We start from the raw sequence: 21,497 nt of genomic DNA, 5'->3' as shown, positions 1-21,497 counted from the left end.
GTCGTGACACAGTGGATTCCGTTCGAGGCCCTCGTCTGGGGGTTTGTGGTAGTCGCGTTCATCAGCGCGAACCTGCCGTGGCTGAGTGAGCGCATCGCATTGATGGTGCTGCCGAAAGATGGGACCAAGGGTCCCTGGACCCGGATCTTCGAGTGGTTCGGGCTCTATATCCTCGCCGGGCTGATCGGTAAGGGGCTGGAGTTCCAGGCAACCGGCGGCATCCATTCGCAGGGCTGGGAGTTCTATGTGATCACCCTGTCGCTGTTCGCGATGTTCGCCCTGCCGGGGTACATCTGGCGCTACGACCTGCGCCCGCATCTGCGTACCGGCGAGCGCCGCACCCGGTAAATAATCATCGGAAACCCTTGCGGCGCCGGACGGCGCTTTGGTATAGTTCTGCGTCTCGGATGCGGGGTGGAGCAGTCTGGCAGCTCGTCGGGCTCATAACCCGAAGGTCGCAGGTTCAAATCCTGCCCCCGCTACCAATTGTCAGAGAGGCCCCGTATGGGGCCTTTTTGTTAAGGATCGATGGTCCGGCCGCAACTGCTCGCGGCCGGGCTGGGTCCTTAAGGCCGCGCTCCCGCGCGCCTCGCAGCGGAAGGTTCGCTGCAGCCATCGTTAGAGGTGTACGAGGGGCGTTCGGCGCCCTTTTTTTGTTTCCGGGTCCCGCCATCGGGACGGAGTCGATCGAGACGCCCTTGTCGCAGAAGGCTGAACAACTGAACACGCTGCTCACCCCGGTGGTCGAGGGGGAGGGCATGCAGCTTTGGGGGCTGGAGTATCACGCCGGTTCCAAGCCGCCCGTCGTGCGGATCTTTATCGATGGCGAGAATGGCGTCACGGTGGACGACTGCGCACGGGTCAGCGAGCAGGTGGGCGCGGTACTGGAAGTCGAGCAGGTCCTGAAGGGCAACTACACCCTGGAAGTTTCCAGCCCGGGCGTTGAACGCCCCCTGTTTACCCCCGAGCAGTTCCGGCGCTACATCGGACACCCGGTGAAGGTGCGCCTGTCATGGCCGGAGCACGATCGCCGCAATTTCCGTGGCGTGCTGCTGTCGGTGGACGAACCCATGATCGAGGTGGAAGTGGACGGCATGGCCTACGAGCTGCCGCTGGCCGCGATCCACAACGCGCGCGTCCTGGAGCAGCTGTAACGCGGCTGCTGCGTGGGACGCTGCTACGCTTTTGTTGAATCGGCAGGTGACTGCCGAGTGCGGAGAGGCAAGACATGAACAAGGAGATCCTGCTGGTCGCCGATGCCGTGGCGAACGAGAAGGGAGTGGAGAAGGACATCATCTTCGACGCCCTGGAATCGGCCCTGGCGATGGCGACCCGCAAGTACCACGGCGGCAAGATGGACGTGCGCGTAAGCATCGACCGCGAGGAGGGCGACTACGAGGCCTTCCGGCGCTGGACCGTGGTGGACGACGAGGACCCGGAGTTCGAGTCCCCGGAGTACCAGATCCTGCTGTCCTATGCCCAGCAGAAGAACCCCGATGCGCAGGTTGGCGACGTGATCGAGGAGCCGGTCGAGGCCGTCGACTTCGGGCGTATCGCCGCCCAGACCGCCAAGCAGGTCATCGTGCAAAAGGTGCGCGAGGCGGAACGCGCCAAGGTGGTCGAGGAGTACCAGGATCGCGTGGGCACGCTGGTCATGGGTATCGTCAAGCGCACCGACCGCAACGGGACCTACGTGGATCTTGGCAGCAACGCCGAGGCGCTGATTCCGCGCGAACACATGATCCCGCGCGAGACGGTACGCACCAATGACCGCCTGCGGGGCTTCCTCAAGGAGATCCGTCCCGAGGCGCGCGGACCGCAGCTGATCCTCAGCCGGACCGCGCCGGAGTTCCTGATCGAACTGTTCAAGCTCGAGGTGCCGGAGGTCGGGCAGAACATCATCGACATCATGGGCGCGGCGCGCGATCCGGGCATGCGCGCGAAGATCGCGGTGCGCTCGAACGACCCGCGCCTGGATCCGGTCGGGGCCTGTGTCGGCATGCGCGGATCGCGCGTGCAGTCGGTCTCCAATGAACTGGCGGGCGAGCGCATAGACATCATCGTCTGGGACGAGAACCCGGCGCAGTTCGTGATCAATGCGATGTCGCCGGCCGAGGTCCTGTCGATCGTGGTCGACGAGGACAAGCAGTCGATGGACATCGCGGTCGAGGAGGACAAGCTGTCGCTCGCGATTGGTCGTGGCGGGCAGAACATCCGCCTGGCCTCCCAGCTTACCGGCTGGGAACTGAACGTGATGACCGAGGAGCAGGCGGCCGAGAAGAGCGAGGCCGAGGCACAGCAGCTGGTCACCTTCTTCATGGAGGCCCTGGATGTCGACGAGGAAGTCGCCGGCATCCTGGTCCAGGAAGGCTTTACCACCCTGGACGAGGTGGCCTACGTGGACGAGGCCGAGCTGCTCGCGATCGAGGAATTCGACGAGGACATGGTCGAGGAGCTGCGCAACCGCGCGAGCGATGCACTGCTGACCAAGGCCATTGCGGCCGAGGAAGGCCGTGAGGGCTATCAGCCCGCCGAGGATCTCCTGAGCATGGAGGGCATGACCGCTGCGCTGGCGAACAAGCTGGCGTCACACGGCGTGTGCACCATGGAGGACCTGGCGGAGCAGGCATCCGACGACGTGGTCGAGATGACCGGTCTGGATACGGAGGAGGCGTCGGCGCTGATCATGACGGCGCGCGCCCCGTGGTTCGAGACCGGGGATTAACCCCCGGTCGCCGTTATCGCGAACCCGTATCCCGGCTGTCGGCTGGCCTGAAAAGAATCTGGAATGGAGGTAGGCGCCATGGCGCAAATGACAGTGCAGCAATTCGCGGAATCGGTGGGGACACCGGTTGACCGCCTCATGGTTCAGCTCAAGGAGGCGGGCGTCGAGGTCGATGGTCCCGAGGCGGCGATCACCGATGCCGAAAAGCGCAAGCTGCTCGATCACCTCCGCCAGTCGCACGGCGAAGGCGGCGAGTCGGGGCGTGTGACCCTGAAACGCCGCACCCAGGCGCAGACCCTCAAGGTCAGCTCTGGCCAGGGCCGTTCCAAGACGGTCAACGTCGAGGTGCGCAAGAAGCGTACGCTGAAGCGCAAGCCCGCCGAGGCACAGCCCGAGGCGCCGGTGGAAGAGGCCCCGGTGGTCGAGGAACAGGCCCCGGCGCCGGAGGCCCCCGAAGAGACCCGCGCCGCGGCCCCGGTGGAGGAGTCGGTCGCCGAGTCGCCGGCCGAGGAGACCCCGGCGGCCGAGGAAGCCCCGGTCGAGGAGCCCGAGGCGCCCGCCGAGCCGGAGCCCGAACCCGAACCCGAACCCGTCGAGGAGGCGCCCGCCGAAGAGGCCGCGCCGGAGCCGGAGCCGGCCAAGCCGAAACGTCCGCTGAGCCGCACCGAGCAGCTGGCGCTGCAGGTCGAGGCCGAGCGCGAGGCCCAGCGCAAGGCGTCCGAGGCGCGCAAGCAGGAGGCGGCTGAACGCGAGGAACGCCAGAAGCGCCGGCAGAAGGAGCTGGAGGCCCAGGAGGCCAAGCGCGAGAAGGAAGAACAGGCGCGTCTGGAACGCGAGGCTGCGGCCAGGGCGGCGGCGCCCGCGGCGCCGGCAGGTGATGCGAAGGCCGGCAAGGGTGCCCGCAAGGGCGGCCGCAAGGACGATCGCAAGGAACTGCATGTGGCCGGCGACCGGCGCGGGCGCCGCAAGAAGGGCGAGAGCCGCAAGGCCCAGTCCGCGGCTGCCCAGGCGGTGACCAGCAAGCACGGCTTTGCCAAGCCGACCGCGCCGGTGGTGCGGGATGTCGAGGTGCCGGAAACCATTACCGTGGCGGACCTGGCGCAGGCGATGGCGATCAAGGCGCCGCAGCTGATCAAGGCGCTGATGGGCATGGGTGTGATGGCCACCATCAACCAGTCCATCGACCAGGACACGGCGATGCTGGTGGTCGAGGAGATGGGGCACAACCCCATCGCGGCCAAGGAGACCTCGGTCGAGGACGAGATCGATACCGGTCTCGAGCAGACCGCCGAGGCCAAGCCGCGCCCGCCGGTGGTCACCGTGATGGGTCACGTGGACCACGGCAAGACCTCGCTGCTGGACTACATCCGCAAGGAGAAGGTCGCCTCTGGCGAGGCGGGTGGCATTACCCAGCACATCGGCGCCTACCATGTGAAGAACAACCACGACGGCGTGACCTTCCTGGATACGCCCGGCCATGCCGCGTTCACCGCGATGCGGGCCCGGGGCGCGCAGTCCACCGACATCGTGATCCTGGTGGTGGCCGCGGATGATGGCGTGATGCCGCAGACCATAGAGGCCATCCAGCACGCGAAGGCGGCGGGTGTGCCCGTTGTGGTCGCGGTCAACAAGGTCGACAAGCCGGAGGCCGAACCAGAGCGCGTCATGAACGAGCTGGCCCAGCACGAAGTGATCCCGGAGGCCTGGGGCGGCGATACCCAGTTCATCCATGTCTCTGCCCATACCGGACAGGGGATCGACGAACTGCTGGAGGCCCTGGGCCTGCAGGCCGAGGTGATGGAACTGAAGGCCCCGGACGAGGGCCCGGCGCGTGGCGTGGTCATCGAATCGCGCCTGGAGAAGGGCCGCGGCCCGGTGGCCACCATCCTGGTCCAGTCCGGCAAGCTCAAGCACGGCGACATCCTGCTCTCGGGCAAGGAGTACGGCCGCGTGCGGGCGATGTTCGACGATACCGGCACGGCGGTGAAGGAAGTCGGTCCGTCCATGCCCGTGGAGGTCCTCGGCCTGTCCGGTGTGCCAGAGGCGGGTGACGAGGTCCTGGTGGTCGCGGACGACAAGACTGCCCGTGAGGTGGCCGAACATCGCGACACCAAGCAGCGCGAGCGCAAGCTGGCCGCGCAGCAGGCGGCGAAGCTGGAGAACATCTTCAACCAGATGCAGGAAGGCGAGATCGCCACCGTGAACATCCTGATCAAGGCGGATGTGCAGGGCTCGGCCGAGGCGCTGCGCGAATCGCTGGTCAAGCTGTCCACCGACGAGGTGCGTGTGAAGGTGGTCTCCGCCGGGGTTGGCGGGATCTCCGAGTCCGACCTGAACCTGGCGATGGCCTCCGAGGCGATCGTGATCGCGTTCAACGTGCGTGCCGATGCGGGCGCCAAGCGCCTGGCCGCCGAGAACGAGATCGACGTGCGCTACTACTCGGTGATCTACGAGGCGATCGACGACGTGAAGCAGGCGCTGTCCGGCCTGCTGTCGGCCGAGATCCGCGAAGAGGTGATCGGTCTGGCCGAGGTCCGCGATGTGTTCAAGGCCTCCGGCTTCGGCCAGGTCGCTGGCTGTCTCGTGGTCGAGGGCGCGGTCAAGCGTGGCAATCCGATCCGCGTGCTGCGCGATAACGTGGTGGTCTACGAGGGCGAGCTGGAAAGCCTGCGTCGCTTCAAGGACGACGTGAACGAGGTCAAGGCCGGCACCGAGTGCGGGATCGCGGTGAAGAACTACAACGACGTGAAGGCGGGCGACCAGATCGAGGTCTTCCAGCGCGTCGAGGTGGCCCGGACCCTCTGATGCCCGGAAACCGCGACTTTCATCGCTCGGACCGGGTCGGCGAGCAGATTCAGCGCGAGCTGGCCGAGCTCATCCGCATGGAGGTCAAGGATCCGCGCGTTGGCATGATCACCTTGGCGGGGGTCGAGGTATCCCGCGACCTGGCTCATGCCCGGGTGTATTTCACCCAGCTGGGCGGAGCCGAGAAGGGCGCGGAGGCGCAGCAGGGGCTGAACAATGCCGCCGGGTTCCTGCGCCGGGCTCTGGGGCAGCGCATGCGCCTGCGCTCGGTGCCGCAACTGCGCTTCACCTACGACGACACCCCGGAGCGCGGGGCGCACCTGTCGTCGCTGATCGACCAGGCACTGGCCGAGGATCGTGCGCACCACGCGGACGATCCCGATGCCGGGGACGGTAGCGGCGAGTCCTCACAGGGGGATGCCGAGGACGCCCGTGACCCGGGCGAAGGGCCGGAACGCGGGGCCTGAGCCCCGGCGTTTCCGGTCGGGCGATCCATCCATGGCGGGCAAGCGGCGCGAGGTCGACGGCATCCTGTTGCTGGACAAGCCTCGGGGGCGCAGTTCCAACCAGGCGCTGGGTCGCGTCAAGTATCTGCTGCAGGCGAAGAAGGCCGGTCACACCGGGGCACTGGACCCGCGGGCGACCGGCCTTCTGCCGTTGTGCTTCGGTCAGGCGACCAAGGTCTCCGGCTGGCTGCTGGATGCGGACAAGCGCTACATCGCCGAGGCACAGCTGGGAGTGGAGACCGACAGCGCCGACCTCGATGGCGAGGTGATCCGCGAGTCCCGGGTGCCGGCGATTGCATCGACCACCCTGCGCGAGCTGGAGCAGCGTTTCAGCGGCGATCAGGCCCAGGTCCCGCCGATGGTCTCGGCGCTCAAGCACCAGGGCCAGCGGCTGTACGAGCTGGCGCGGCGCGGGGTGGAGGTCGAGCGGCCGCCGCGCCCGGTCCGTATACATTCCCTGCGTATCGAGCAGACCGCCCCGGACCGGCTGCGCCTGGAGGTGCACTGCTCCAAGGGCACGTACATCCGGTCGCTGGTCGCCGATATCGGGCATGCGCTGGGGTGCGGTGCGGCGGTGGATACCCTGCACCGGGTCGGGCATGGCCATTTCGATGCCGAGTCCATGGTGTCGCTGGAGACGGTCGAGGCCGCGTTCGAGGCCGGCGGGGCCGCGGCCATCGAAGCCCTGCTGCAACCCGCCGAGGCGGCGCTCGCGCACTGGCCGGCGGTGACCCTGGATGCGGCCGCCAGTGCCGCCATGCGCCACGGCAATCCCGCGGCGGCGACGGCGGTGATCGCCGAGGCCCCGGGCGCGTCCGATGCCCCGCGCGAATCCGAAACCGGCTGGGCCCTGGTCCGGGTGTTCGATGCCGCAGGGGCCTTCCTGGCGGTGGGGGTGCGCGACGACGCGGGGCAGGTGCGGGCGCGGCGGCTGTTCGTTCCCGCGGCCTGACGGCGGCCCGGCAAGCGGGTGGTTGTATTCTGTTCATGCCGGCGTGGGCCGTGGTACCATTGCGCGCCTATCGCCAGCGCCACTGGTCGATTAACGGTCAAGTAATCTCAGGAGTCAGGTTTTCATGTCGCTCACTACCGAAGAAAAATCGGCCATCGTCGAGAAGCACAAGCGCGATGCCAACGACACCGGTTCGCCGGAGGTCCAGGTCGCGCTGCTGACGGCCCGCATCCAGCATCTGATGGGGCACTTCGACAAGCACAAGCAGGATCATCACTCGCGCCGCGGCCTGCTGAAGATGGTCAGCCAGCGTCGCAAGCTGCTGACCTACCTCAAGCGCCACGACCAGGACCGCTATCAGGCCCTGGTTCAGGAGCTTGGGCTGCGCCGCTAAGGCCGGCACGACAGGCCCGCGCCACTGGTGCGGGCCTGTTCGCTTTCGGGGCCGCGCAATGGCCCGCGAAGGCCAGAATTCAGGCATCAACGTTGGATGAACACGGGAAACGGGAAATAACGTGGCATACAAGAAGTCGTTCCAGTACGGAAACCATACGGTCACCTTCGAAACCGGTGACATCGCTCGCCAGGCCAGTGGCGCCGTCCTCGTCAACATGGCCGAGACCGTGGTCCTGGTCACCGTGGTCGCCCGCAAGGAGGCCGATGCGGGACGCGACTTCTTTCCCCTGACCGTGAACTACCAGGAACGCACCTACGCCGCGGGCAAGATCCCCGGCGGGTTCTTCAAGCGCGAAGGGCGTCCGAGCGAGAAGGAGACCCTGACCTCGCGCCTGATCGATCGCCCGATCCGCCCGCTGTTCCCGGAAGGCTTCAAGAACGAGACCCAGGTGGTCGCGACGGTGATGTCGATCAACCCCGAGGTGGATCCCGACATCCCCGCGATGCTCGGCACGTCCGCGGCGCTGGCGCTGTCCGGGGTCCCGTTCGCGGGTCCGATCGGGGCCGCGCGGGTTGGCTACCGCGCCGGCGAGTACCTGCTGAACCCGACCTACAGCGCGCTGGAGGAGTCCGACCTCGATCTGGTCGTGGCCGGCACCGAGAATGCCGTGCTGATGGTTGAATCCGAGGCCAACCAACTCTCCGAAGAGGCGATGCTGGGGGCGGTCATGTTCGGCCACGAGCAGATGCAGGCCGCGATCCAGGCGATCCGCGAGCTGGCGGCCGAGGCCGGCAAGCCGGCCTGGGAGTGGGAGGCCCCGGCCACCAGCGATTCGCTGGAGGATCAGGTGAAGGCCGTAGTGGGCGATGCCCTGGTCGAGGCCTACCAGATTGCCGAGAAACAGGCGCGTACCCAGCGCATCGGCGAGCTGCGTACCCAGGCCGTCGAGGCCCTCGCCAGCGACGCCGAGTCCGGCCCATCGGCGGATGCCATCAAGACCGCCTTCCACGATCTCGAGTACCGTCTGGTGCGCGATCGCATCCTCGACGGCAATCCGCGCATCGACGGCCGCGACAACAAGACGGTCCGCCCGATCCGCATCGACACCGGCGTGCTGCCACGTGCCCACGGCTCCGCGGTGTTCACGCGCGGCGAGACCCAGGCCATGGTAGTCGCGACGCTGGGGACCGACCGTGACGCCCAGGTGATCGACGCGATCGAGGGCGAGCGCCGCGACCGCTTCATGCTGCACTACAACTTCCCGCCCTACTGCACCGGCGAGACCGGATTCGTGGGCTCGCCCAAGCGCCGCGAGATCGGGCACGGGCGTCTGGCCAAGCGCGGCGTCGCCGCGGCCATGCCGAACGACGAGGACTTCCCGTACGTGGTCCGCGTGGTCTCCGAGATCACCGAATCCAACGGCTCCAGCTCCATGGCCTCGGTGTGCGGTACGTCGCTCGCGTTGATGGATGCCGGGGTGCCGCTGAAGGCGCCGGTCGCGGGGATCGCGATGGGCCTCATCAAGGAAGGGGACCGCTTTGCGGTGCTGTCCGACATCCTCGGAGACGAGGACCACCTGGGCGACATGGACTTCAAGGTCGCCGGGACGTCGGACGGCGTCACCGCCCTGCAGATGGATATCAAGATCGACGGCATTACCCGCGAGATCATGGAGCAGGCGCTGGCGCAGGCGCGCGAGGGCCGCATGCACATCCTCGGCTGCATGAACGAGGTGCTGCCGCGTCATCGCGACGAGATGTCCTCCCACGCGCCGCGCTTCATCACCATGAAGATCAACCCGGACAAAATCCGCGATGTGATCGGCAAGGGCGGGGCCACCATCCGGGCCCTGACCGAGGAGACCGGCGCGAGCATCGACATCCAGGACGACGGGACGGTCAAGGTTGCCTCCACCGACCAGGCGGCGGGTCTCGAGGCCAAGCGCCGCATCGAGGAGCTGACCGCGGATATCGAGGTGGGCCGGCAGTACACCGGCAAGGTCGCCAAGATCATGGATTTCGGCGCGTTCGTCTCCATCCTGCCGGGCCGCGACGGCCTGGTGCACATCTCGCAGATCTCCGACGAGCGAGTCGAGAACGTGGGCGATTTCCTCGCCGAGGGGGATTCCGTGACGGTTCGCGTACTCGAAGTGGACAAGCAGGGGCGCATTCGTCTGAGCATGAAGGCAGTCGAACCCGAGTCCTGATCGGGCTCGTTTCGTTCACGGGCACCGGGTTGCGGTGCCCGGCCATTCAGATTCGGGACGCTTCGGCATGGATCTCGTCAGCATTCGCAAGAGCTACCGGCGCTACGCCCGTCATTACGACGCGACGTTCGGGCGGGTGTTCGCGACCGGGCGCGCAAGTGCGCAGGAAACCCTGGCACCGCTCTCCGGCAAGCGCATCCTCGAGGTCGGGGTGGGTACGGGCATCTCGCTGCCGGACTACCCGGACGACTGCGAGGTCGTCGGGATCGATGTCTCCCGGGAGATGCTGGAGGTCGCACGGGGCCGCCTGAACGGGGGACTCCCGGCCGTATCCGGGCTTTGCGAAATGGACGCGGAGCAACTCGGCTTTGCCGACAACAGCTTCGATGCGGTGGTGGCGATGTACGTGGCCACGGTGGTGCCGAACCCCGACGCCCTGTTCGCCGAGATGTGGCGGGTCTGTCGCCCCGGCGGTCGCCTGCTGGTGGTGAATCACTTCGCCTCGCAGCAATGGCTGTTGCGCGGCTTCGAGCGCTGCCTGCGCCCGCTGTCCAAGGCCGTCGGATTTCGCCCCGATATGGAGTTCGAGGACTTTGTCCGCGTCACCGGGCAGGAACCCTGCATGGTCGCCCCGGCCAGCCTGTTCGGCTACTGGAAACAGGTCGAATTCCGCAAGCCTGCCTGAGCGGCGCCGCTCGCCGGGCTCCGCTACAAGCACTGCCTTGGAATGCCCCCTAGGGGCCGCCCCGGGAGATCGCCACGTCGCTACGCTCCTCGCGATGACGGGGCGCGTGATGATTCCGGGGTGTGTCAGAGGCGTGTGAAGAGCGGCAGCTCGTGGCGGCGCGCATTGGCCGCGATGAAGCGGCCTCGCCCGTCCTGTTCGCGGTCCAGGCGCGCCTGCTCGGTGGACGCCTCGCCGACGATCGTGGCCAGGAAGACCTCCAGTTCGCCCCCGTCCACCCGCAGGCGCCCAAACGGTGACCCGTCCGCGGCGGCGTGCCAGAACAGCCGCGGCTGCCAGTTGCAGCCCTGGATCTTCGGGTGCTGGAAGAGCGCGATCAGGCGGTGTTCGAGTGCGTCGGGCATGGGAACCTCGGTCGGGCTGTAGCGGACGAAAGCCTCAGAGAGACGTCTGAGTGGCCCTGGCCGTCGCGCCAGTGGTCGGAAAAGGCGTTACTGTAGAGGAACCCGCCCACCGCGTCAGAGGATCCGACGAATGGCCATCGACTGGAAGCGCTATGACCCCGCCCCGTTCTATGACGAACTGATCAATAAGCCCGGCAAGCCGCGCGGGCCGGGCAAGGCGCTGGCGGAATACCTGGCCTCGCTGGACGAGGGCGAGATCCACAGCCGCAAGCAGGCCGCGGACAGCGCGATCCTCGAGATGGGGATCAGCTTTACGGTGTATACGGAGGGCGAGAATATCGACCGCGCCTGGCCGTTCGACATCATCCCCCGGGTGATCGCGCGCAAGGAGTGGGACCAGGTGTCCGCCGGCCTGGAGCAGCGCCTGAACGCGCTGAATCTCTTTATCGACGACATCTACAACGAGCAGCGCATTTTTCAGGACAAGGTGATCCCGCGCTACGTTCTGAACCAGTCGAAGAATTTCCGCGAGCAGTGCATCGGCATCAAGCCGCCGCAGGGCGTCTGGGCGCATATCTGCGGTACCGACCTGGTGCGCGACGGATCGGGGCAGTTCTACGTACTGGAGGACAACCTGCGCGTCCCGTCCGGGGTGTCCTACATGCTGGAGAACCGCCAGGTCACCAAGCGCGTGTTCCCGGAGATGTTCGAGAGCTCCAGCATCCTGCCGGTGGATGAATACCCGACTCAGCTGTTCGACATGCTGGCGTCGATCTCGCCGCGCCCGCAGGACTATCCCGAGATCGCGGTGCTGACGCCCGGCATCTACAATTCCGCGTACTTCGAGCACTCCTTCCTGGCCCAGCGCATGGGCGCCGAGCTCGTGGAGGGCGCGGACCTGGTCGTCGGGGACGACGACTGCGTCTACATGCGCACCATCGACGGTCTTGAGCGCGTGGACGTGATCTACCGCCGCATCGACGACGAATTCCTCGACCCGGAGGTGTTCAACCCCGATTCGATGCTGGGCGTGCCCGGACTGATGCGCGCCTGGCGCAAGGGGAACGTGGGCCTGGCCAACGCCCCCGGTGCCGGCGTGGCCGACGACAAGGTGATGTACGCCTATGTCCCCGAGATCATCCGTTACTACCTGGACCAGGAACCGATCATCCCCAATGTGCCGACCTATCTCTGCGTGAACGAGAAGGATCGCGCCTATGTGCTGGACCACCTCGACGAGCTGGTGGTGAAGCCGGCCAACGAGTCCGGCGGCTACGGCATGCTGGTGGGCCCGCACGCGACCAAGAAGCAGCGGGCCGAGTTTGCCCAGCTGATCAAGAAGGACCCGCGCAACTATATCGCCCAGCCGACGCTGGATCTTTCCGTCGCCCCGACCCTGTGCGGCGACGAGATCGAGCCGCGCCATCTGGACCTGCGCCCGTTCATCCTCCAGGGGGTGCGCACCGACGTGACCGCCGGCGGGCTGACGCGCGTGGCCATGCGCAAGGGCTCGCTGGTGGTGAACTCCTCGCAGGGCGGGGGCAGCAAGGACACCTGGATCGTGGACGAGGAGAACTGAGATGCTCTCGAGAGTCGCCGAACGCGTTTACTGGATGGCGCGCTATGTCGAGCGCGCCGAGAATACGGCACGCATGGTCACGGCCTTCAATCTGCTGGCGCTGGACATGCCGAAATCGGTGCAGGTGTCGTGGAAGGGCCTGGTCGAGGTCACCGGCAACGAGGACCTGTTCGATAATCACTATCAGCGGGACGACGAACGCAATTGTGTGAAATTCCTGCTGGCGGATGCCGACAACCCGAGTTCGGTGCTCAACTCCCTGCGGGCGGCGCGCGAGAATGTGCGTACCACCCGCGATCTGGTTCCCTCCGAGGCCTGGGAGGTGATGAACGAGCTGTACCTGTTCGCCCGTGACCATATCGATCAGGGCATCGGCAAGCGCGGCCGGTTCGAGTTTCTCTCCGAGGTGGTTCAGCGCTGCCAGACCCTGACAGGGCTGCTGGCCGGCACCATGAGTCATGATGCGGCCTATGACTTCATCCGCCTGGGGCGCAATCTGGAGCGCGCCGACATGTCCACCCGGCATGTCGACGTGGGCGCCCTCAAACTCCTGAAAAAGGACGGCGAGGATCCCGAGCCCTACGAGGGGCTGCTATGGACCAGCATCCTGCGCTCGGGGAGTGGCTTCCAGATGTATCGCCAGCATGTTAAGCGGCGGATCAACGGTGTGGACGTGGTGCGGTTCCTGCTGCAGGACACCGCCTTCCCGCGTTCGGTGACCCACGCCCTGACTCAGGTGCAGGATGCGCTGGAGAAGCTGCCGCGCAACGAACTGCCGCTGCGCCTGGTGATCCAGGCGCGCCGCCACGCCTCCAGTGCGCATGTGGAGGAGCTGATCGCGGAAGACGGCCTGCATGCCTTCATGGATGTGCTGCAGCGGGATATCGGGGACATCCACGGTGCGAACGTGGAGACCTGGTTCCGGATCGCGCCGGCGCAAACCCAGACGCAGGCGGCATAGGGAGGCATTCGATGGATCGCGGGTGAAGCTGCGATCCGTTCAGCGGCGGGACTTTTTCGCTTTGCTCGAAGTGGGCGCTGCGGCCTTGCCGGAGCCGCGGCTGACCCGCGTCCCGCGCTGCTTGCGCGCGTGGGCGGACTCCCAGTCGAAGCGCGGCAGGTCGGTGAAGGCCTTCTTGATGTTGGTGTCCCAGGCCTGGGTGAGCGAGCGCAGGTAGGCGTCGTCGGTCTCCAGGCACAGGTAATGGTCGAAGGTCAGGGTGCCGCGCTCGTAGACCATCACCTCGATCGGGGGCCCCACAGTCAGGTTCGAACGAATGGTCGAGTCGATGGAGACCAGCGCGCAGCGCGCGGCATCCCCCAGCGGGGTGGCCGGTTCGATGATGCGGTCCAGGATCGGCTTGCCGTACTTGCTCTCGCCGATCTGCAAAAAGCGCGTCTGCTGCGAGGTGGTGATGTAGTTGCCCTGCGGGTAGACCATGAAGATCGCCGGGGCATCGTCGCCGATCTGGCCGCCGATGATCAGGGTGGCCTCGGCCTTGATGCCAGAGCGGGACAGGGCCTCGGAGTGTTTCTCCGCCTCTTCGCGGTTGAGCCGGCCGAGGTATTCGGCGGCATCCGACATGCGCTCCACCGTCGCCAGGCTTTCCTCGGCGCCTTCCTCCATGTCGCGCTTGAGCTGCTGCACGACCGACTGCGTGGTGGCCAGGTTGCCGGCCGCGAGGACCACGAATACCCGCTGCCCCTCGATCTCGAAGGTGTGCATCTTGCTGTAGGTGCTCACCTGGTCCACGCCCGCATTGGTGCGGGAGTCGGAGGCGAAGACGAGGCCGTCGTCCAGGTCGATGGCGACACAGTAGGTCATGGGGGCGCGGGTTTCCGGGCAAGGCAGTGACGGCATACTAGGGCTGGGGTCGGGGGGCGTCAACGCAGTGTCGCGTTGAGTGCCGTCGGCGGATGCACCGAACCGGTGCCCCCGCCGCGTGGTCTGCAGGCCTACTGAATGCGTGTTCTTGCGAGGAGATGCCGATGTTTCGTTCCGGCCTGTGGCTGTTGCTGACCCTGCTGTTCCTGCCCTCGTTGGCGAGTGCCGATGCGCTCGAGCCCGATGCCCTGATCGAGCGCATGCAGGTGGGCGGGCTGGTGATCTACTGGCGGCATGCGGCCACCGATCGCAGTCGCCGCGATCAGGACCTTACCGACATGAGCCGCTGCGAGATGCAACGCAATCTGGACGACCGCGGACGCGAGCAGGCGCGCCGGGTCGGCGCCGGCTTCGAACGTCACGCGATCCCGGTCGAGCGCATTTTGAGCTCGGCGTTCTGCCGCAATATCGACAGCGCCCGGATCGCCTTCGGCGAGGGCTCCTGGGAGGTTCGGGACGACCTGTTCAACGTGCCGCCGGTGCGCGACCGTCAGCGACAGCAGGCGCTGGTGACGGCCCTGCGGGACTATCTCGTGACGCCGCCGGAGGATGGCGACAGCAACGTGGTGATCGTGGGGCACAACATCAACCTCCAGCGCGCGGCGCGGGTGCGCATCGACGAAGGCGAGATCGCGGTGTTCGAGCCGGGCGGGGATGCGCCCCGCGTGCTCGGCATACTGACCCCCGAGGATTTCGACTAAGCGACCCCGGCCCACCCTGGCGGGCCGGGGTCGCGTGGCCGGGCAGAATGACGCCGGAGCGTCTACGCAAAGGGGAGGGCGGAAAGATCGGGGGTGATGTGGTGATGAACGGGATGGTGGGTGGAGTACTGGCCCTGATGCTGGCGATGGTGGCCCCGGCCGGCGCCGAGCCGCTGGCACCGAAGGCCCTGATCGAGCGCCTGCAGGCGGGCGGGCTGGTGATCTACTGGCGGCATGCGGCCACGGATCGGTCGCACGACGACTATGACCTCTCCGACATGACGGACTGCGAAGGGCAGCGCAACCTGAGCACCCGCGGGCGGGAACAGGCGCGGCAGGTGGGCAAGGGCTTCGAGCGGCACGCCATACCGGTCGAGCAGGTGCTGACCAGCGAGTTCTGCCGTAACTGGGAGACCGCGCACTACGGGTTCGGCGAGTACGAGATCCGGACCGAACTCTACAATCTGCCGATTATTCAGGATGCTGCGCGCCGCGAGGAGCTGATCGAAGGGCTGCGGCGGCACCTGAACACGCCGCCCGAAGCCCCGGGGAAGAACATTGTGATCGTGGGCCATGACCTGAACCTGCGCCACGCCGCGGAGGTGGAGATCGACGAGGCCGAGATGGCCGTGTTCGAGCCGCATACTGACGGGCCGCGTCTGCTCGGAACGCTGCAGCCCGATGACCTGATGCACTGAGCCAGGAAAACTCGGATCCATGCACACAATCGCGCGCCCGTCGCTTGGGTGTGGCGCGCGTGGTGAAGGCCGGCCCCGGGTCGGGGCCGGGGCGGGTCGGTCAGTAGAGGAAATCCGGCAGGTGCTTGCGCAGGCTGGCGGCGTCGGTGGACTTGGTCACGTTCTTGGCCACCTCGGCGGTAACGCTCTGGGCGACGGTCGGGTCCAGTACCTCGCGCAGGGCGCCCAAGAAAGTCGGCGCGGCGACGATCACGAGTCGCTTGAAGGTGCCCTCGTGATAGGCGGCCTTGAGCCGCTCGGCGACTTGGCGGGCAAAACGGTTGCGTTCGTTGGCGGCGGGATCGGTACTCTCCTGCATGGCGTGCCGCGCATCCCCGCTGGCACTGCTCCAGCTGCGCCCGGGGCGATCCGAGACGAGATCCTGGTTGTGGGCGCGGGACTCGCTGTGCGAGAGCGTCTCGCTCTCGTGCATCCCCTGACAGGCGCGGCCCTCGCAGGCAAAGATGCGGGCGCGCGCGGCATCGGCGACAACGATCCAGACAGTGTCCATGCAGATCCTCCTGTGGCGTAGACGGTGGCCCCGGGTACCCGTTGGACGGGGCGACGGGACCGCTGCGGGGCCGGCCCGGCAGGCACCGGCCCCGTCTTCGAGTGTAGATGCTCTGCAGCGGCTTGGGGTGGTATCGCAAAGCGCAGGGCCTGTTCCGTGCGGGCGCGCACGGCGTACGGCGCGGTACCCTGATGCCATGTATGCGCGAGCCAAGGTAAAGACCCCATGAGCCTCCTGACCTGGCTGGGTATCCTCGTCTGCCTCTCTCAATCGGCTATCCTGTCCGGGCTCAATCTCGGGCTGTTCTCGCGCAGCAAGCTGGAACTGGAGGTCCAGGCGCAGAAGGGGGATCCGCGCGCGGAACGCCTGCTGGCCCTGCGCGGCGATGCGAACTTTGCACTGGTGACCATCCTCTGGGGCAATGTCGCCGTCAACGTGCTCCTGGCGCTGCTGTCGGGCTCGGTGATGGGGGGCGTGGCGGCGTTCCTGTTCTCCACGGTCGTGATCACGATCTTTGCCGAGATCCTGCCGCAGTCCTATTTCTCCCGGCACGCGCTGAAGGTGGCCGGGGCGCTCTATCCGCTGCTGCGGTTCTACCAGTTCCTGATGTATCCGGTGGCGCGCCCCACGGCCTGGGTGCTGGATCGCTGGCTCGGCGGCGAGGAGATCCGGTTCTTTCCGGAGCGCGATCTGCACTATCTGATCGATCTGCATATGCAGGAGCACGGCAGCGAGATCACGCGGGTCGAGGGCCGCGGTGCCCGCAATTTCCTGGAGCTGGACGACATCCTGGTGCAGCACGAGGGGCAGGCGCTGGATCCGGACAGCGTGGTCGCCATGGAATTCGCGGACGGGCGCCCGGTCTTCCCCGCGATCGCGCCGCGGACCGATGATCCGTTCCTGGTTCGGCTCAATCGGCCGGGGCGGGGATGGATAGTGATTACCGACCCCGAAGGCGAGCCGCGCACGGTGATCCGGGTCCCGGAGTTTACCCGCGAGGCCCTGTTTGCACCGGAACGCTTTGATCCCCACCATCACTGCCATCATCCCCTGGTGGTGCGTGATGGGGGGCGACGTCTGGGCGGGCTGGTGCCGCATTTCAAGGTGCGCCCGGCCAGCAGTGGCGACACCGTGGTCGGCGACGACGTGATCCTGCTGTGGACCGAGGACCAGCGGCGCATCCTGAGCGGGACCGATATCCTGGGCCGTTTGCTGCGTGGTGTGGGACAGCCAGCCCCGGCCGACACCCCGGGAGCGGTCTGAGCGCGAGCGCAGGAGGCCGAAACGAATGGAATTCAGGACCGTGGGCGGGGCGGGTATAACGCCCTATCTGGACGCCGTGGCGCGCCTGCGTATCGCGGTGTTCCGCGAGTGGCCGTACCTCTACGACGGCAGTACGGAGTACGAGGCGCGGTACCTGCAGGGCTACGCGGACTGCCCGGACAGCACGCTGGTGCTGGCGCTGGAAGATGGCCGTGTGGTGGGCGCCTCCACCGCGTTGCCTCTGGCCGCGGCCGAGGCGGAATTCCAGGCCCCGTTTCGCGAGCAGGGGCTGGACCCGGCGGCGTACTACTACCTCGCGGAGTCAGTGCTGGAGCCGGAGTTTCGTGGTCAGGGAGCCGGGCACCGGTTTTTCGACGAGCGCGAGGCGGCGGCCCGCCGGTTGGGGTTTGCGCATGCCACCTTCTGTGCGGTGGTGCGCCCGCAGGATCACCCGCGGCGCCCGGCGGACTATCGGCCGCTGGACGGTTTCTGGAGGAGGCGCGGCTACACCCGGGCCGAGGGCCTGGTCTGCCAGTTTCCCTGGCCGGATATTGGCGAGAAGCAGGGAACCCACAAGCCATTGCAGTTCTGGTGGCGCCGGCTGTGAAGCGGTCGCGGGGGTTTACGCCCCCGAATCGTCATCCTGTGGATCGTTGTCCCCCTTGAGCATGCCGGCCAGCCCGGCGAACGGGTTGTGCGTGGCCGTGGTGCCGCCCGTCTTGCCGCTTCCGGGGGTGGCATCGGTATAGCGCTGGTGCTCGTTGTCGTGGCAGTACAGGCACAGCAGTTCCCAGTTGCTGCCGTCCGGGGGGTTGTTGTCGTGGTTGTGGTCGCGGTGGTGTACCGTCAGCTCGCGCAGATTGGCGCGGGTGAACTCCCGCCCGCAGCGCCCGCAAACCCACGGATACATCTTCAGGGCCTGCTCGCGATAGCCGCGTTCGCGCTCCGCCTGGTCGCGCCGACTGCGGGCCACCAGGTCGTCAAGACGGTTGGAGGTCGAGTGGCTCATGGGGCGTTCTCCAGAGGTTGCTGCATCGAGCGTAGCTTTGATGCGCCGGCGGGGCCAGTCAGTCTAGATCCCGAAGGTATTGCGTTAGCGCATCGAGGCTGCGTTCGTGGCCGGAGGGGAGGGGGGCTTGCGGGTCCTGCAGCCACGCGGCGATGTCGGCGAAGGTGGTTCCGGCGCGGGTGTAGCGGGTCAGCATGTGGTAGCCCTCGGGGTAGAGCACGGCGCGGTGGGCACCGGACTCCTGCGCGGAAAGCCCCTCCAGCAGGCGCGCCAGGGGGCGCGGTGGCACCAGATCGTCGCGCGCGCCGTACAGGGTCAGGCTGGGCGCGGGCAGGTCGGGACCGGTCTCCAGCGCGTGGGTCATCAGGGTGGTCAGGCCATCGAGGGCATCGATGCGCGCGTCGCGCAGCACGAGCGGGTCGTCGCGCATCTGTTGCAGCACGGCGGGGTCGTCCGTCGGGTGGATATCCAGTTCCGCCGCCATCTCGCCGTCCAGGCGCCAGCCGGGGGCCAGGCGCGCTCCCAGCCACAGGCCGAAGCGCTGATACCAGGGCATGTCGCCCCGGCTCCAGACGGCCGGGGCGATCAGCACCGTGCCGGCCACGAGCGGTGTCCCGTCCCCGGCGTCGGGCGCCTCCGCCGCGGCCAGCAGGGCGACCGCGCCGCCCATGCTCTTGCCGACCAGGTAGGGCGTGCGATCGGGATAACGCGCCTGCAGCAGCCGCAGCGCGGTGCGGGCGTCCTCGGCCATGATCCGATGACCGGACCAGTAGCCGGCATTGCGCGTGCCGCCGAAGCCGCGCTGGTCATAGGCGTAGACCGCGATGGCGTGCTCGGCGAGGGCCTCGCCCAGGGCCTGCATGCTGCCGCCGTGGTCGTTGAATCCGTGCAGGGCCAGCACCACCCGCTCCGGGGTCTCCGGACCCCAGCGATGCAGCGGCAGTCGATCACCATCTGCGGTGTGGATGACCTCGGGGGCGAGGATTGGTACGCGGGACTCGCCACCGGACGGGTTGGGCACCGCTCCGGCACAGCCGGCCAGCCACAGGATGGCCAGCAGCAGGAGAACCCGGGCGTGGCTACCGAGCATCGCCTTTGTCGTTTTCGTCGGCGGCGGCTACGGCACGCGGGGGAAACAGGAATTCCCGCGGGCGTTCGCGCAGATGATGGCCGTAGGCGCGGAACACGCGGCCGAAGGCCCCCATGCGCACGCCCCGGGCGCGCAGCGCGACGTACAGCGCGAGGCCGAAACTGACCCACAGGTTGACGGCCCCGATCAGCAGCACGAAGACCAGGAACAGCGTGAATATCCCCGGCCCGGGTGCCTCGCTGGCGGTGACATAGCCGAGATTGGCCGAGGCGAAGGCCACGTGCTGGATATCCAGCGGCAGGCTCAGCAGGTAGCCGACATATCCGGTGACCCCGAGCAGGACGCCGAACAGGAAGTTCCCGATCAGGGCCCCGTAGTTGTAGCCGATCCAGTCAGCCAGGCGGTGGCGGGCGCCGGTGGGCAGCAGGCGGCGCAGCCAAGGGTGTTCCCGCAGGCGGCCGGGCAGGTCGAGATAGGCGCAGCGGTTGTCGAAGAAGCCGGCGATCAGGCCGGAGACGAACAGCCAGACCCCGGCGATCGCGGCGAAGAACAGCGCCAGCCCCATGATCGGGCGCAGGCCGTCCATCAGGTAGTCGGCCTCCTGGCCGGACAGGATCGGGGCATCGAGCAGGCGGGCGGAAAACAGCCCGATCAGGATTGCGGTGGGCAGGGCGATGCCCACGTTGCCCAGCACCGCGGCAAACTGCGAGCGTCCCACCCGCATCAGGAGGTCCGCCATCTTGCGCGGGTCGGCCGTCCCCCGTTCGCTCTCCTCGATGGCGGCGGCCAGGCGCGCGGCGGTCATGGCCGGCTGCTTGGTGGCGACGGTGAAGTGCAGGATGTGGATGAGCACGAAACCGAGCCCGTAGTTCAGGCTGGTCCACAGTGTGTAGGCCGCCTGGGACAGATCCAGGGCCCCGATCTGGATCTTGATCAGCGCCATCACCGCGATGATCAGCCCGGCGCCGGCCCCGGAGCGCAGCATCTGGAAGTATTCGCTGCGCGACTGGGTGATGTAGTGCTCGCCGGTGTCGCTGACATGCTGGGTAATGCTGCGCGAGACCAGCTTGATGTTGTCCTGCCACAGCGCGCGCACCCCGTGCTGGCGGGCGCTGATGGTGATGAGTTCGCGGAACACGCCGACCGAGGCGGCGCGGGTATCGCGCTCCGCATCGGGTTCCAGCAGGTCGAGCAGCTTGTGGATGCGCCGGAGGGTCTGGTCCAGGCGTTCCAGCAGGTGGGTCAGGGACAGGCTGTTGCCGTGGGTGATGGCCAGCTGGCGCAGGCGCGCGATCTGCTCGCCGCACTGCTCCAGCAGCACGCGGGCGTGGCGGTCGTCCATGCGTTCGCGGTTGGGGTCCTCCAGCGCGGCACGATAGTCGCGCACGTAGGCGGAGATCTCGCGCTCCTGGGCCACAAACGCCGAGTTGCGCTCCGCGATCGACGGGTCCAGGCGCAGGAGTTCCGGTTCCAGTTCCTCGGCCGCCACCCAGATGGACAGCATCTCCAGGGCGTAGAGGATCTCCTCGCGGGCCCGATGCAGGACCCCGGGATGCTCGCCGGACAGGCAGCCCAGTGCCTCCAGCAGGCGCCACCAGGCATCGTCCGGAAGGGCGGCGACCCAGACCGCATCGTCGGTCTGGTGAAAGACGTGAAACAGCACATCTTTCAGATCCTGGCGATCCATCGGGCGCGGGTTGATGCGCTCGTAGATCAGCTCCGCCGCCTCGCGAAAGAATCCCTTGCGCGAGAACAGGCCGATCCCGGTGTACAGCGTCAGGTGCCGGGCGTCCTCCAGCCCGTCCTCCAGTCGCTGACGCAGCCGTTCCTGCAGGCTCGGGTGGTCCGCGAGCGCCAGGGTCAGTTGTTCGATCCGGCCGATAACCGGGGCCACATTGCGGGGATCGTCCGGGCGCAGCCAGTCGACGAGTTCGCGCAGGGTCTCGGCCAGGTCGAGGTCGGCATCTTCCACGCGGGCCAGGAGGTGTTCCGCGTCCTGCTTTGTCATGACAATCCCTGTGGCGGCTGGGCTGGCGTAGCAT

Annotated in this window: 21 protein-coding genes and 1 tRNA gene; 16 read left to right on the top strand and 6 right to left on the bottom strand. The window is 67.3% G+C overall.

Annotated elements, in window-relative coordinates; translation table 11 throughout:
• The first annotated feature begins 3 nt into the window (after nt 1–3).
• The 10 genes from F793_RS0105315 (at nt 4) to F793_RS0105270 (ending at nt 10,276) form a co-directional block, all read left to right on the top strand.
• On the top strand, nt 4–348 hold the full coding sequence (locus F793_RS0105315; protein ID WP_018881791.1) for a DUF2818 family protein: 345 nt from the start codon (nt 4–6) through the stop codon (nt 346–348).
• Between the two features lie 60 nt (nt 349–408).
• Nucleotides 409–485: transfer RNA gene (locus F793_RS0105310), tRNA-Met, on the top strand.
• Between the two features lie 213 nt (nt 486–698).
• A complete protein-coding gene (gene rimP, locus F793_RS0105305) occupies nt 699–1,154 on the top strand; it encodes a ribosome maturation factor RimP (protein ID WP_018867801.1) in 456 nt (151 codons plus the stop codon).
• A 74-nt stretch (nt 1,155–1,228) separates the two neighbouring features.
• Nucleotides 1,229–2,725, top strand: a complete 1,497-nt coding sequence (gene nusA / locus F793_RS0105300) for a transcription termination factor NusA (protein ID WP_018881790.1) — start codon at nt 1,229–1,231, stop codon at nt 2,723–2,725.
• Between the two features lie 63 nt (nt 2,726–2,788).
• Nucleotides 2,789–5,530: a translation initiation factor IF-2 gene (gene infB / locus F793_RS0105295; RefSeq protein ID WP_018881789.1), complete on the top strand. Its 2,742-nt coding sequence runs from the start codon at nt 2,789–2,791 to the stop codon at nt 5,528–5,530.
• The gene (rbfA, locus tag F793_RS0105290) at nt 5,530–5,997 is read left to right on the top strand and encodes a 30S ribosome-binding factor RbfA (protein WP_018867804.1); all 468 of its coding nucleotides are present in this window, start codon (nt 5,530–5,532) and stop codon (nt 5,995–5,997) included. Before infB ends, rbfA begins: the two co-directional genes overlap by 1 nt.
• 31 nt (nt 5,998–6,028) lie before the next feature.
• Nucleotides 6,029–6,988: a tRNA pseudouridine(55) synthase TruB gene (gene truB, locus F793_RS0105285; protein WP_018881788.1), complete on the top strand. Its 960-nt coding sequence runs from the start codon at nt 6,029–6,031 to the stop codon at nt 6,986–6,988.
• 124 nt (nt 6,989–7,112) lie between these two features.
• Nucleotides 7,113–7,382 (top strand): 30S ribosomal protein S15, encoded by a 270-nt coding sequence (gene rpsO / locus F793_RS0105280; protein ID WP_018867806.1) that lies wholly within the window; start codon nt 7,113–7,115, stop codon nt 7,380–7,382.
• 121 nt (nt 7,383–7,503) lie between these two features.
• Nucleotides 7,504–9,591, top strand: a complete 2,088-nt coding sequence (gene pnp, locus F793_RS0105275; protein ID WP_018877169.1) for a polyribonucleotide nucleotidyltransferase — start codon at nt 7,504–7,506, stop codon at nt 9,589–9,591.
• 67 nt (nt 9,592–9,658) lie between these two features.
• Nucleotides 9,659–10,276 carry a class I SAM-dependent methyltransferase gene (locus tag F793_RS0105270; RefSeq protein ID WP_018867808.1) on the top strand — a complete coding sequence of 206 codons (618 nt, stop codon included), beginning with the start codon at nt 9,659–9,661 and terminating at the stop codon, nt 10,274–10,276.
• A 125-nt stretch (nt 10,277–10,401) separates the two neighbouring features.
• On the opposite strand, the gene F793_RS0105265 is transcribed toward F793_RS0105270, so the two are convergent.
• Nucleotides 10,402–10,680 carry a hypothetical protein gene (locus tag F793_RS0105265; RefSeq protein WP_018867809.1) on the bottom strand — a complete coding sequence of 93 codons (279 nt, stop codon included), beginning with the start codon at nt 10,678–10,680 and terminating at the stop codon, nt 10,402–10,404.
• Between the two features lie 130 nt (nt 10,681–10,810).
• On the opposite strand from F793_RS0105265, the gene F793_RS0105260 reads away from it, so the two are divergent.
• Entirely contained in the window at nt 10,811–12,259 is a 1,449-nt protein-coding gene (locus tag F793_RS0105260) for a circularly permuted type 2 ATP-grasp protein (RefSeq protein WP_018877170.1), read from the top strand.
• Nucleotide 12,260: 1 nt separating this feature from the next.
• Entirely contained in the window at nt 12,261–13,220 is a 960-nt protein-coding gene (locus F793_RS0105255) for an alpha-E domain-containing protein (RefSeq protein ID WP_028485126.1), read from the top strand.
• A 39-nt stretch (nt 13,221–13,259) separates the two neighbouring features.
• On the opposite strand, the gene F793_RS0105250 is transcribed toward F793_RS0105255, so the two are convergent.
• Nucleotides 13,260–14,084: a proteasome-type protease gene (locus F793_RS0105250; protein WP_018880339.1), complete on the bottom strand. Its 825-nt coding sequence runs from the start codon at nt 14,082–14,084 to the stop codon at nt 13,260–13,262.
• 164 nt (nt 14,085–14,248) lie between these two features.
• On the opposite strand from F793_RS0105250, the gene F793_RS0105245 reads away from it, so the two are divergent.
• On the top strand, nt 14,249–14,845 hold the full coding sequence (locus F793_RS0105245) for a histidine phosphatase family protein (RefSeq protein WP_018881787.1): 597 nt from the start codon (nt 14,249–14,251) through the stop codon (nt 14,843–14,845).
• A gap of 113 nt (nt 14,846–14,958) precedes the next feature.
• A complete protein-coding gene (locus tag F793_RS0105240; RefSeq protein WP_018877172.1) occupies nt 14,959–15,543 on the top strand; it encodes a histidine phosphatase family protein in 585 nt (194 codons plus the stop codon).
• 100 nt (nt 15,544–15,643) lie between these two features.
• Here the strand turns inward: F793_RS0105240 and F793_RS0105235 are convergent, their stop codons facing one another.
• Nucleotides 15,644–16,093, bottom strand: coding sequence for a host attachment protein (locus F793_RS0105235; RefSeq protein ID WP_018867815.1), 450 nt, complete (start codon nt 16,091–16,093; stop codon nt 15,644–15,646).
• Nucleotides 16,094–16,318: 225 nt separating this feature from the next.
• Here F793_RS0105235 and F793_RS0105230 point away from each other — a divergent pair, with 225 nt between their 5' ends.
• Entirely contained in the window at nt 16,319–17,356 is a 1,038-nt protein-coding gene (locus tag F793_RS0105230; RefSeq protein ID WP_018881785.1) for a DUF21 domain-containing protein, read from the top strand.
• A gap of 25 nt (nt 17,357–17,381) precedes the next feature.
• Nucleotides 17,382–17,963 (top strand): GNAT family N-acetyltransferase, encoded by a 582-nt coding sequence (locus F793_RS0105225; protein ID WP_018881784.1) that lies wholly within the window; start codon nt 17,382–17,384, stop codon nt 17,961–17,963.
• A gap of 15 nt (nt 17,964–17,978) precedes the next feature.
• Here F793_RS0105225 and F793_RS0105220 read toward each other — a convergent pair whose 3' ends face one another.
• Genes F793_RS0105220 through F793_RS0105210 form a run of 3 tightly spaced genes read right to left on the bottom strand, consistent with a single transcriptional unit; the run spans nt 17,979 to nt 21,463 of the window.
• Complete coding sequence (locus tag F793_RS0105220) at nt 17,979–18,365, bottom strand: YajD family HNH nuclease (RefSeq protein ID WP_018880342.1); 387 nt, start codon at nt 18,363–18,365, stop codon at nt 17,979–17,981.
• A gap of 58 nt (nt 18,366–18,423) precedes the next feature.
• Nucleotides 18,424–19,455 carry an alpha/beta fold hydrolase gene (locus F793_RS0105215; protein ID WP_018881783.1) on the bottom strand — a complete coding sequence of 344 codons (1,032 nt, stop codon included), beginning with the start codon at nt 19,453–19,455 and terminating at the stop codon, nt 18,424–18,426.
• Entirely contained in the window at nt 19,445–21,463 is a 2,019-nt protein-coding gene (locus tag F793_RS0105210; RefSeq protein WP_018881782.1) for a site-specific recombinase, read from the bottom strand. The genes F793_RS0105215 and F793_RS0105210 overlap by 11 nt, the downstream gene beginning before the upstream one ends.
• Nucleotides 21,464–21,497 lie beyond the last annotated feature (34 nt).

Source organism: Thioalkalivibrio sp. ALE22, from assembly GCF_000381445.1.
In the GTDB taxonomy this organism is placed as follows: Bacteria; Pseudomonadota; Gammaproteobacteria; order Ectothiorhodospirales; family Ectothiorhodospiraceae; genus Thioalkalivibrio.
Note: the sequence above shows the minus strand (reverse complement) of the source record. Positions and strands in the feature narration are given on the sequence as shown.

What these genes read in the sequence shown, in the direction of transcription:
- F793_RS0105255 (WP_028485126.1), top strand. Translation starts at nt 12,261, where the DNA reads ATGCTCTCGAGAGTCGCCGAACGCGTTTACTGGATGGCGCGCTATGTC.
- truB (WP_018881788.1), top strand. Translation starts at nt 6,029, where the DNA reads ATGGCGGGCAAGCGGCGCGAGGTCGACGGCATCCTGTTGCTGGACAAG.
- F793_RS0105220 (WP_018880342.1), bottom strand. Translation starts at nt 18,365, where the DNA reads ATGAGCCACTCGACCTCCAACCGTCTTGACGACCTGGTGGCCCGCAGT.
- F793_RS0105270 (WP_018867808.1), top strand. Translation starts at nt 9,659, where the DNA reads ATGGATCTCGTCAGCATTCGCAAGAGCTACCGGCGCTACGCCCGTCAT.
- F793_RS0105225 (WP_018881784.1), top strand. Translation starts at nt 17,382, where the DNA reads ATGGAATTCAGGACCGTGGGCGGGGCGGGTATAACGCCCTATCTGGAC.
- F793_RS0105230 (WP_018881785.1), top strand. Translation starts at nt 16,319, where the DNA reads ATGAGCCTCCTGACCTGGCTGGGTATCCTCGTCTGCCTCTCTCAATCG.
- F793_RS0105210 (WP_018881782.1), bottom strand. Translation starts at nt 21,463, where the DNA reads ATGACAAAGCAGGACGCGGAACACCTCCTGGCCCGCGTGGAAGATGCC.
- rbfA (WP_018867804.1), top strand. Translation starts at nt 5,530, where the DNA reads ATGCCCGGAAACCGCGACTTTCATCGCTCGGACCGGGTCGGCGAGCAG.
- nusA (WP_018881790.1), top strand. Translation starts at nt 1,229, where the DNA reads ATGAACAAGGAGATCCTGCTGGTCGCCGATGCCGTGGCGAACGAGAAG.
- F793_RS0105235 (WP_018867815.1), bottom strand. Translation starts at nt 16,093, where the DNA reads ATGGACACTGTCTGGATCGTTGTCGCCGATGCCGCGCGCGCCCGCATC.
- F793_RS0105265 (WP_018867809.1), bottom strand. Translation starts at nt 10,680, where the DNA reads ATGCCCGACGCACTCGAACACCGCCTGATCGCGCTCTTCCAGCACCCG.
- rpsO (WP_018867806.1), top strand. Translation starts at nt 7,113, where the DNA reads ATGTCGCTCACTACCGAAGAAAAATCGGCCATCGTCGAGAAGCACAAG.
- F793_RS0105245 (WP_018881787.1), top strand. Translation starts at nt 14,249, where the DNA reads ATGTTTCGTTCCGGCCTGTGGCTGTTGCTGACCCTGCTGTTCCTGCCC.
- F793_RS0105215 (WP_018881783.1), bottom strand. Translation starts at nt 19,455, where the DNA reads ATGCTCGGTAGCCACGCCCGGGTTCTCCTGCTGCTGGCCATCCTGTGG.
- F793_RS0105260 (WP_018877170.1), top strand. Translation starts at nt 10,811, where the DNA reads ATGGCCATCGACTGGAAGCGCTATGACCCCGCCCCGTTCTATGACGAA.
- F793_RS0105240 (WP_018877172.1), top strand. Translation starts at nt 14,959, where the DNA reads ATGGTGGGTGGAGTACTGGCCCTGATGCTGGCGATGGTGGCCCCGGCC.
- infB (WP_018881789.1), top strand. Translation starts at nt 2,789, where the DNA reads ATGGAGGTAGGCGCCATGGCGCAAATGACAGTGCAGCAATTCGCGGAA.
- F793_RS0105250 (WP_018880339.1), bottom strand. Translation starts at nt 14,084, where the DNA reads ATGACCTACTGTGTCGCCATCGACCTGGACGACGGCCTCGTCTTCGCC.